General features: G+C 56.3%; 7 protein-coding genes. 2 read left to right on the top strand and 5 right to left on the bottom strand.

All coding sequences use genetic code 11. From position 1 onward, the window contains the following. Positions 1-118 precede the first annotated feature (118 nt). The 5 genes from LQZ21_RS11760 to LQZ21_RS11740 all read right to left on the bottom strand — a co-directional run bounded on the left by LQZ21_RS11760 (position 119) and on the right by LQZ21_RS11740 (position 6522). Positions 119-1432, bottom strand: a complete 1314-nt coding sequence (locus LQZ21_RS11760; protein ID WP_411044620.1) for an ABC transporter substrate-binding protein — start codon at positions 1430-1432, stop codon at positions 119-121. Positions 1433-1483: 51 nt separating this feature from the next. Further along, positions 1484-2311 (bottom strand): carbohydrate ABC transporter permease, encoded by an 828-nt coding sequence (locus LQZ21_RS11755; protein WP_411044618.1) that lies wholly within the window; start codon positions 2309-2311, stop codon positions 1484-1486. Then, positions 2308-3177: a carbohydrate ABC transporter permease gene (locus tag LQZ21_RS11750; protein WP_411044617.1), complete on the bottom strand. Its 870-nt coding sequence runs from the start codon at positions 3175-3177 to the stop codon at positions 2308-2310. The genes LQZ21_RS11755 and LQZ21_RS11750 overlap by 4 nt, the downstream gene beginning before the upstream one ends. Before the next feature lie 8 nt (positions 3178-3185). Next, positions 3186-3965 carry a glycerophosphodiester phosphodiesterase gene (locus tag LQZ21_RS11745; RefSeq protein WP_411044615.1) on the bottom strand — a complete coding sequence of 260 codons (780 nt, stop codon included), beginning with the start codon at positions 3963-3965 and terminating at the stop codon, positions 3186-3188. Between the two features lie 589 nt (positions 3966-4554). Next, positions 4555-6522 (bottom strand): hypothetical protein, encoded by a 1968-nt coding sequence (locus LQZ21_RS11740; protein WP_411044613.1) that lies wholly within the window; start codon positions 6520-6522, stop codon positions 4555-4557. A 973-nt stretch (positions 6523-7495) separates the two neighbouring features. Here LQZ21_RS11740 and LQZ21_RS11735 point away from each other — a divergent pair. Then, positions 7496-8095 carry a CsgG/HfaB family protein gene (locus LQZ21_RS11735; protein WP_411044612.1) on the top strand — a complete coding sequence of 200 codons (600 nt, stop codon included), beginning with the start codon at positions 7496-7498 and terminating at the stop codon, positions 8093-8095. Positions 8096-8323: 228 nt separating this feature from the next. Continuing rightward, complete coding sequence (locus LQZ21_RS11730; RefSeq protein ID WP_411044611.1) at positions 8324-10768, top strand: VWA domain-containing protein; 2445 nt, start codon at positions 8324-8326, stop codon at positions 10766-10768. The last annotated feature ends 113 nt before the right edge of the window (positions 10769-10881 follow it).

Here is a 10881-nt window from a genome sequence, read left to right as displayed (position 1 = left end):
CAGAAACAACATGACCGAATGGTCATGTTGTTTCTTTATTGCGTAAGCAATTAGAATAAAATGCCCTGCATTTTATTCTTGCGCGGGTCCTTATGGTTGTTTCAACATTTTTAGTCCGCTAATTGGTCCGGTTATACAGGGTGATCTCCTCGTTGATCTGGCTGACAATCCGGTCCACCACCTGCTGGGGGGTAACCGAAGGGTTATTGGCCATGGTTTCCACCTCGTTTTCGATAATAACCCGGGCCTTGGTAAACACCCCCATGACGCTCCCCGCATAGGCGGGCTTGGAATTCCTCAGGGCCTCAATGGCGATGATCAGTTCGGGGTTCACGTTCTTGAGGTAATTCTGATACGCCGGCAGATCCACCGAGGACCGCCTGATGGGAAGATACCCCGTATCCATGGACCACTGGGCCTGCTTTTCCGCGGAGGTTACATATTTGACAAATTCCCAGGCCGCGTCCGCCCGTTTGGAATCGCCGTTGTCCATAAGCCAGAGGGAACCGCCGCCCACGGAAACGCCGCCGGTATCATTGGGGTTAACCTTGGGGACCGGGGCAAAGCCCACGGAGAATTTACCTCCCGCCGCGGCGGTGGCGTCTGAATAGACGGAACAGGAATCAACGATGTAGCCCATGGTGCTGCCGTTGGCAAACTGGATTTTCGATTCGGTCGTGCCCTTGCCAAAGAGTATGTTGGAAGGCTCGTTGTAAATTGCCCGCAGCTTGGTAAAGATATTGAGCAGGGCATCGGTACCGACGATTTTGGTGGCCCGTCCCTTGCGGCCGTTACCGTTATCCAGAAGATCCTTGCCCTGAATGGAGACCAGTTGTTCAAAAACCCAGCTGTAATTGGTAAAGGAGCCGCTTAGCCCCGTGACTTCCTTCAGCCTTTTGCCGGTTTCACGGCAGGCGTCCATGGTGGCAAAGGCGGTTTTCGGGTCCAGCCCCGTTTTTGCCAGGGCTTCCTTGTTGTAGAGGATCACCGGCGACGAGCAGTTAAAGGGCATGGAGTGAAGTACGCCGTCCAGGGTGTAGTAGGCCAGGATATTCGGCTCATAGTCGGAGATATTGTACTTATCCCTATTGATAAAATCCTGCATCTTTAAGGGATACCCCGAATCAACGGCCCAGCGGCTGCCGATATCGTAGAGCTGCATCACATCCGGCCCGGAACCTTGGGGGGTTGCCCGGATCTTGGCGATCATATCATCATAACTGCCCTGAAACTGTCCTTCCACGACGATTTTATCCTGGGACGCATTAAAATCGTTGATTAATTTGTTCAAAGCTTCCCCGACTTTTCCGCCCATGGAATGCCACAACACCACCGTAGTCTTGGAACCCGCCCCCTGCTGGCCGGCCCCACTGGCAAAGACCATGGCGCCGGTTAAAAATAACACCAGCAAAGCAACCATCACTTTTCTCATAATTTCCTCCTCAATATTTTCAGGTTTTATACAAAACCTTTTTATCCGCAATTATCCTTTCACCGCTCCGGCGGTCATACCCTTTACCATATATTTCTGTCCGATAACAAATACCAGTACCGAGGGGATCAGAATTAGTACCGCCCCCGCCAGGACAACCCCATAGTCCACAATCTCCGCCTCCTTCAAAATACTCATACCGATTTGGACAGTCCGCATCCGGTTGGAATTGGTCACCAGCAGGGGCCAGAGAAACTGGTTATAAGTCTGGATGAATATGTATACACTCAGCGAGGCGATTACCGGCTTGGAAATGGGGATCACGATATTGAACAGAAACCTGAGGTCCCGGCATCCGTCGATGATCGCCGCCTCGTGAAGTTCCCGGGGGATGGTGAGGAAAAACTGGCGCATCAGGAAGATCCCCATGGCGGAGCTTAAATAGGGGGCCACCAGGCCCGTATAGGTGTCGTACAAACGGAATTGGGAAATGGTGAGGTAATTGGCAATGATGATGGCGTCCGCAGGGATCATCATGGTGGACAAAATAATCATGAAAATCAGTTTGTTCCCCCGGAACCGGTAAAAAGCAAAGGCATACGCGGCAAAACCGCAGGTGATGATCTGCCCGGCAATGATGATGGCGCATACGATGAGGCTGTTCGCCATGAACCTGATAATCGGGACCTGGCCGACCGCCCGTTCATAGGTATAGGTTACCGGTTCCTGGGGCAGCAGATGGGGAGGGATCTCCGCCCGTTCCGCAGGTGACATAAAACTGAAGGAAAATCCAAAGAGGATGGGCGAAACAATGATAAGGCCGATGATCAGTTTCAGGGTAAACGAAAGGGCGTTTTGGCGCGTTCTCTTTTCGCTCATTGATAGAACACCATCCTGTCTTCGGTTTTAAACTGGATAAGGGTGATCCCCAGAATGATGAAAAAGAGGACCATGGACTGGGCAAAGGCCGTTTCAAACCGGGACTCCCGGATCGCCGCCTGATAAATCGAATAGACCAGTACGTTGGTAGAATAGCTGGGCCCTCCCTGGGTAAGGAGCCGTATCTGGGCAAAGGCCTGGAAGGATACGATAATGTTCAGGAAAACGACAAAAAAGATCTGGGGAGACGCCAGGGGGGTGATGATGCTGAAAAGCCGCCTAAAGTACCCCGCCCCGTCGAGCCAGGCGCTTTCGATAAGCTCATCGGGAACATTGCGGAATCCCGTAAGCAGGAAGATAAACCCCGCGCCGATGTTCAGCCAGACCGTCACAAAGGCCACCCCTAAAAGAGCGAATTTGGCGTCCAGAAACCACCGTATTTCCGTACCCAGGAGGAAATTCACCACCCCGCTTCTGCCGGAGGTGAGCAGGATAAACCAGATCGCCGCCGCCGGCGCGGAAGCCACCGCCATGGGGAGGGAGTACATCACCTCATAGACCTGGCCCCCCTTCACTTTGGCATTGGCCAGGGCGGCGAGAATATACGAGACTACCAGGGTCGGGATACAGACCAGGGGAGCGAAAAGAAGGGTAACCTTCAGGCTGTTGTAAAAGGCGGGGCTGGTAAACAGTTTGAGGTAATTTTCCAGGCCCACGAATTCCACCGGCTTTCCCCGGCTGTTGGTCAGGGTGAAGGAATACAACACGGTTTTTGCAAAGGGGAAAAACACAAATATGCCGAAAACAAGCAGGCAGGGCATAAGGAAAAGATACGGCGCCGCCTTGAAATTCTTTTTACGCAGCATTGCGGTACTCAACCTCCCTTGGATACTATCGAACAAAAGGGTTGCTGCTGGCTCCCCGCCAAGAGGGCCCCCAGTTTGTCGGGATAATTGGAAATAATGCTGTCCACCCCCTGTTCAATGCAGAACGCCATTTCTTCCTCCGTGTTGGCGGTCCAGACATGCACCGCGAGCCCCATTTCATGGGCCTGCCTGGTCAGATCCGGGCTGTATGCCAGACAACTGACCCGGGGATGAATGGCGTCTATCCCATGACTGCGGGTATAGGCGGCGGCATCCAGCAGGGGATAGCCGTACAAAAGACCGGTCCGGATAGTCCGGTCAATTTCCTTGCATTTTTTCATGGAAATATGATTAAAGGAAGAAAGAAAAACCGCCTTTTCCGCGCCCAGGGCCTTTATACGGCCGATGACTTTTTCTTCAATCCCTGGATAAAACACCTCATAGTTTTTGACTTCCAGATTCAGGACGATATGATGTTCCAGCACGATTTCCAGCAGCTCGTCCAGGTGGAGGATCCGCTCCCCGGCAAATTCCGTTCCCTTCCAGGAACCGATGTCCAACTCCCGCAGGGCCGAAAACCGATGGTCCCCCACTGTCCCGGAACCGGTGCTGGTCCGTCCTAGTACCGCGTCATGGATGATCACCGGTTCCCCATCGGCGGAAAGGTGTACATCCGACTCAAAACCGTCGCATCGCCCCTCATCAATGGCCGCGAGGAAGGCCCGCCGGGTGTTTTCCGGATATTTTCCGCTAAAGCCTCTATGGGCAAGATTCAAAATTTTCCCCATAATTATCATTTTACTGCCATTTTCCGGTCCTGTAAAGTTTTTTATGAATCTGTTCCGGCAGGTTAGGCTTGGCTAAGCAAGCCCGGCGGGGAATTACGCCCCGCTCACTAACCTGTAGAGTCCGCGTCCACAGCCCGTAGCCGGTCTGTTACCGCGGGGAATTCCAGAGCCGTGAGCGGGGCGTAATTCCCCGCCGGGCTTCGCCGGCATGGCTAAACTGCCGGGTGCCGGGGTGGGTAAGAGGCCTTCAGCCGAATTGGGCGGGAGGGGGTTTTACGCCCAACCTGTAGAGTCCGCGGTAACAGCCCGTAAACGGTCTGTTACCGCGGGGGATTCCAGAGCCGTGAGCGGGGCGTAATTCCCCGCCGGGCTTCGCCGGCAAGGGCTAACCTGCGGGTGTTGGGATAGGGAAGAGGGCTTCAGCCGAATTGGGTGGAAGGCTGTATGGGCCGGTTGCGGTGATGATACATTTATAAGGCCGCCAAAACCAGGGTTTTGAGCGGCCTCTTGATGGGTTCTAAGCCGGTTTGGTAACCGGGCGGGCTGCCGGGATTATCCGGCTGCACCGCCTGGAGCCGATACCGGCGAATTAAGTAGTAACGTCCTGGGTGCTGTCAATTTCAACGGTGTCTGTACCAGCCGTGAGCGTGTCAGCCGAGGTGGCGGTTTTTATGCCCCCAAATTTACCGGGGGCGTCGGTATTAGCAACGGTATAAAGGCTTGTATTTGTTCCTTTCGTAACCGCCTTGTCGCCAATTTTAGCCCCGTTGCTATATGCAGTAGTTAGAGAGGGGTTTGCACCAGCCTTTATAATACCGTTAGTGACGGCAAGCTGGACTGAACCGACATTCGCTGGTGTCGCACTACCGGTTAAGATGAGTTTACCTACCGCCGCAGCATCGGTGCCGGCAAGATCAATAGTGGTGTCGGCTGCGATGACAAGGTTGTTACTCGCCAACGCCCCCTGGGTGATCTTCGCACCTGCAGCGCTGGCTTTCAGGCCGGTGGCAGGAGCCGTGGCAGCTATGGTCGCACCGGTAGCCGCGCTCAGGATGGTCACTTTGCCGCCATCCGCACCCACTGCTTCCCATGCACCGTTGATGGTGGTTACACCTGCGGTTATGCTGCCGGTACCAAGGATTTTCCCGACACTGGCAGTACCCGTTGCCAATACCAGGTTTCCGGTAGCCGCAATGGTAACCTGCCCATCATAGGTAAGGGTCTTTCCCGCGCCAATGACGAGGGTCTTCAATGCGGGGATGATGAGGCCCTGATCCTCAGGAACGGTGAAATCATCGATGGTAACGGAATTGACATCCCCCAGCGCGGTTACGATAACCTGTTCCGGGAAGTTGATGCCGTTGATGGAACCACCCGGAGCCACCCTAAGCTGGGAAGGATCGGTGAGCGCAGGGGTGGGAGCATAGGGGGTGAAACCCGTGGCGGTCAAGGAGCCTTGTATCGTCGAAGTCCTGAGGCTGTTAATTTGGGTGACCGTTACGCTGCCCTTGGGCGCGATCGCAAGGCCGATGCCGTTTTCAGAATCAGCAGTTCCAAGTGTACTGCCGGTGAAGGCCCCGCCGCTGCTCACGATGAGGTCCTCCAGGGCGGGGAAGGACGCGGTGGGGACAAGAAAGGAACTGTTCACCGTCAGCGTCTTAACCTTGCTATAGGTCGCCTTGGTGGCGGCCAGGGTACCTGACACGGTGAGGTCCGTAATTCTCGCTAAAAAGGCCTCGTTTAAGGTAAGATTACCCCTCACGTCAAGTTTGGTAACGGTAAGGAGGGGGTCATCCGTGGTAAAGGTTAGGCCCGGGGGAACGATGAGTTCGGTCTCCGTCTCTATGGTCTCCAGGCTCGATGCCAGCTTGGCCGTTATGGTTAAGCGGCGAACCGCGGTGGTCTGGGGCTGGATCTTCGTCAGAACGCTGGGTTTAATCGGCTCGATAAGATTGGCGATGGTAACCTGGCCATGGGGAACCCAGGTAAGGGCTTCTTTCACATCCGCAAACGTGGCAGTAGGCCCGCTTATGGCCAGGGTACCGCCGGCGAATACGAGCCGGGGCGTACCGAAGATCTCATCGTCATAGGGAGAGCCGTGGACCGCCGCCGGTCCGTTCACCGTCAGGGTGCCGTTGATAACCTGAATCTGGCCGGTGGGCGTAACCGCAACCTCTGCGGCGCCAAACGATGCCGCCAGATTGCCCCCGCCTTCCACGATCAGCTTCCCCTCGACCGTAAGGGTAGGGCCGGGGGTTACTTCCGTGAAAAGGACCACGGTCTTGTCCGCCGGTATCACATTAAGATCACTGAGGGCACTACCGGTTTTATAGCCGATTTTTAGGGTGGAGCCGCTACCGACAACGCCGATGACCTTGTAATCGTCATTCTCAAAGGCATCGAGGAGTTCCTGTTCAGTATCTACCTCAAAGTCCACTAACCAGCCCCCGATCGATATCGAGGTTGTCCCCGCGCTGTCCGTAGCCTGGCTGCAGCCGGTAAACAGGAGCGCTGCGGATAGTACCGCAATAAATCCGAAAATAAGACTCTTTTTCATAGAGTCCTCCTTAAAAAATATACGCCCGAGATAAAATCCCGGGCGTCTCCGGCGTCATACGACGCCGGAGCTTAAAAAGAGGACTTACGCATTGTAATATTTGCCGGGCTCGGCTATAATTAACAATGCTTAAGTGCAAGCCCCGGTGGCAGTAACAACTTTGCGAGTGGTATAACTGCCCCGGGGTCCCTCTTTCTAGAGCCCCGATATAGAGTGCGGCTTGGCAAGGCGCCGGGCCGCTATGTTTTTTGTTAAAAAACTACACTAATAATTATATCACACTTTGGTCCAAAAATCTTGTTTTTTTGAAAAAAATTTAAAAAAAATGCAAAAAAAATTGCCTTTTCTGATTTTGCTAAAAATTTCGATTTACGGTTTTATACGTTTTAGTAACATATAATACTATATACTGATATTTATTGCTATATTTTACTGTTTTTTACATAGCTTAATTTTACCCCAAAAATAGTGCCTGGCACGGAATAACCGATCTGTCTGAATTTCTGTGTTCACTTACCCGGTTCCAAACGAACCCGACAACACCCTCACCCCAAGCCCCGAATCACGGCGTTAAGCGGTCCACTTGACGCTGGAGGATCCGGTCCCCTGCTCCAGGTGCGCCCCAGGGTAATTTTTGGCTTTTATCCGGGATACACTCTGAGGAAATATCCGGTACGGGGAAAAAAGTAGTCTGGGGCCGGATCGGCGGCAACTCCGCCCCGGTTCATTATAGCGACCTACATACCGGTTCAAACGGCTAAGCCGGTAACCGTTTAGTTAAGTACAAAAAAGGCGTAGTTCCCGATGAATTTGTCGTCTATCTGAAACGGGGCGGAGTTGCCGCCGATCCGGCCCCTGGCTTATTTCTCCCGTACCGGTAGAAAGCCTGGATGTATCCCGGGTAAAAGTAAACGCAAGAGCCCTGAGAGGCCGGATCTTACCTACCGTTTCCGTACTATGGTATAATCACCCCATGAAACTGCACAGAGTCGGGGCGGCGCTCTTGGGGGGGCTCGCGGCCTTGGTCCTTTTGGCTTGCCCGACCATGGGGGGCGGCCGCGGGGGGGCCGGGAATTCGGGGGGCGCCGGGGAGCTGCCGGGGAGCGCGTTGGTTTTAGAGGTCCCGCAAGCCGGTGGGGGAGCGGGCGGAGGACCGGCGGGCGGAGAAAGTCCCGTGGCCGCTTCCCTCGTGGAGGCCCTCTATCAGGCATGCGGGGAGTTGTCCGGGAATATCCCTGACCGCGCGTCCATCGCCGTGATCAGTATCGCCTCCGGCGATCCGGCGGAGGGGGAATTTGCCGTGGAGGAACTGACCCTCTTGCTGGTGAACGTAAAAAAATACAGCATCGTTGACCGGCGGCACCTTGAGCTTATCCGGGCGGAGCAGCGCTTCCAGCTTTCCGGGGAGGTGGACGATGATACCGCTGTTTCCATCGGCCGCCTTATGGGCGCGGCCATGGTGATTACCGGGAGCATAAGCCCTTACCACGAGGTGAAGTACCTGCGCCTGAAAGCCCTGGATGTGGAAACCGGCGAGATCCGGGCCATGGCTTCCCGGCGTTTTAATGGGTAATGTGGCGGTGCAGCGGCGTGAACCTGGGGGGCAGCGGAAGACTTGCCGCTTGCGCGTCAAGTCTTTTAGGGATTTTGTGATAAACCGCTTTGCGGTTTATCACAAAACTCCACACCTCATGCGGCAAGGCTGGAGCGTAGGGGGGGCGGAGGATGAATGCACCTTTGCCGCGCAGGTTTGGAAACAGCCCCCCCGCTGATAATTGCTTTCAACGTTAAGGAGGAAACCATGTGCAAAAAAAAACAGTGGACGTGCCTGCGGGCGCTGCTTGCGGGGGCGCTCTTGGTGGGTGTTGTCTGCTGCGCGGCCAGTGCGGGGGCGGCGCGAAGCAGCGGTTCGGCTACCCGGGGGCGCTACCTTGCGGGGCGGGGGATCATCGTGCCGCCCGAGGAGGTGTATACCGACTCGTACATCGCTTCGATTGACTACCGGTATCCTCAGCCGGAAACGGATGTGGGGGTCTACCTGTACAACAGTTCCGGCCAGATGAACCGCCGGGGTCAGGAGGGGATACTCCAGATCGGCATCCAGGGGAAACGCCTGCCCTTCGAGGGCCTCCCGCCCATGAACCTTGCCTTTGTGATCGATACTTCCGACTCCATGAATGAGGAGGACAAGATCGCCTGGGTTAAGGAATCGGTGGGCATCTTTATGAACAAGATCCGGGACGCGGATTCCCTGGCGCTGGTGAGTTTTAACGATACCGTCCGGGTGCTTTTTGAGTCTACCCGGATGGACAGCCCGGAAAAGCGGCGGCGTTTTCTTGACGCGGTGAACGCCCTTAAGCCTGCGGGCGGGACGGACCTGGAGGCGGGCCTTAAGGCGGGGTATGAACAGGTTCTGGCCAACTACCGGGAAGGATCGGTGAACCGGGTGCTTTTCTTTTCCGACGGTACGGAATTTTCAAGCCGCCTTGCCGGGGCAGGGGCCCAGTCCGGGGACATCCGGGTTTCCCTGCTCTGGAACAACCGGAACGACCTGGACATCCACGTGGTAAGCCCCCGGCAGGAGGAGATCTTCTACGGTCATCCGCAAGACGCCACCGGCGGTTTTCTTGATGTGGACATGAATGTGCACGGCGAAACTACCAAACCGGTGGAAAATATTTTCTGGGCCCAGGGCAGGGCCCCCCAGGGGCGGTACCGGGTTTTTGTCCAAAACTTCGACTACCACGAGAAGCAGCGGGGGCCTACCGCCTTTCAGGTGGAGATAAAAAACGGCAGCGAGTATAGCCATTTTGAGGGAATGGTTTCCGGCGCGGGAAAGGACAGTAACACCGATGTTTTTACCTTTGAATACAAGGGCGCCTCGGCGCTTAAACAGGAAAAGGCCCTGATCTATCAACTGGCGGAAAGCTACCGGCAGATGGGGGTATCTATTTCTACCCTGGGGGTGGGGGTGGGCTTTGACCTGGAACTGATGCGGACCCTCGCGGAGGAAGGGGGCGGCAGCTCCCGTTTTATCAGTGACCGGGAGGAGATGCGGAAGACCTTCGACACCGAATTTGAGCGGATGGCGGTGGTTCTTGCCAGGGAAGTCTCGATGGAACTGGAATTTATGCCGGGGGTCGAGATCCTCGAGACCTGGGGCTATCAGCACCGGGTGGAGGGAAACCGGATCTTCTACCGGCTCCCCGCCCTGCATCTGGGGGATTATGAAACCCTCCTGGTCCGTTACCGGCTGCCGGCCCAGGGTCCGGGGGATGAAAGGCGGCTTGCCCGGTTCCGTCTTAACGCCCAGGACATTCGCGGGAGGAGTCTGCCGCCGCTGGAGAAAGATGCGAACATTGTCCTTTCGGACACCCCGGTGGACGGCATATCCAGCGGGATGGTCCTCTATTCGGGGACTATGATGCGTTTTGCCGAGACCCTCAAAGAGATCGGCGGCCGCTACTATGCCGGTCAGGATGACCTCAACGCCCTCACCCAACTGGAGCGGGAGATCGGTGGGCGGGAACCGGATGCCGGAGCGCGCCGCCGCCTGGAGGAATTGCAGGGGGCCCTCCGGGGCCGTCTGGAAACGGCCCTGGGGCAGACAAAAGCCTTCCGGGGAGAAATGGAGAATGCGAAACTCAGGCTGGATGACCGGGAAGCCTTTACCCCTGAGATTGAAATTCTTGCCCGCTATGAGAAGATCCTGGCGAAGGAACTGGTTGAAAACGGCGGAACCCTGGCGGATGCGGGCGGCACCGCAAACGGCGCGGGCAAAGGAGCGGCGGCCCCCGCGGTGATTCCCCCGGAACTGGATGTCCTCCGGAACCGGGTGGCGGGGCTCTTTACGGAGATAAGCCTCTCCTTCCCCGAAGGCGAGCGCTCCGTGGCGGCCCTGGCGCCCTTCGCCATCCAGGATGGGGGAGAACCGCCCCTGCTCGCGTACCTGAACGAAAGCGCCCTGACAGCCCTGGCGGGAAACCCCCGGCTGACCCTGGTGGAACGGAGCCGCCTGGACGCGGTGCGGGCGGAACAGCGCCTCGCTGCTTCGGGGATGCTGGACGCCGACGCCGCCATAGGGGTCGGCAAACTGCTGGGAGCCCGGTACATGATAACCGGCCAGGTGATCCCCATGACCAGCCAGGTGATTGTTTTTGGCCGGGTGATCAACGTGGAAACCGGGGAGATCCTCAGCGCCGCCCAACTGTTCCTGGACCGGAGGACGGTGGGGGAACTTTTGTAGCCTGCGGTTGTTGCACTCCCTCCAAACAAATCCAGCAACGCCCTCACCCCAAGCCCAAAAATCACGGCGTCAAGCGAACCGCTTGACGCCGGAGACCCCGGCCCCCCCGCCCC

Source organism: Treponema sp. TIM-1 (genome assembly GCF_046533115.1).
In the GTDB taxonomy this organism is placed as follows: Bacteria; Spirochaetota; Spirochaetia; order Treponematales; family Breznakiellaceae; genus JAIRMO01.
This window is presented reverse-complemented; position numbering and strand designations above follow the sequence as displayed.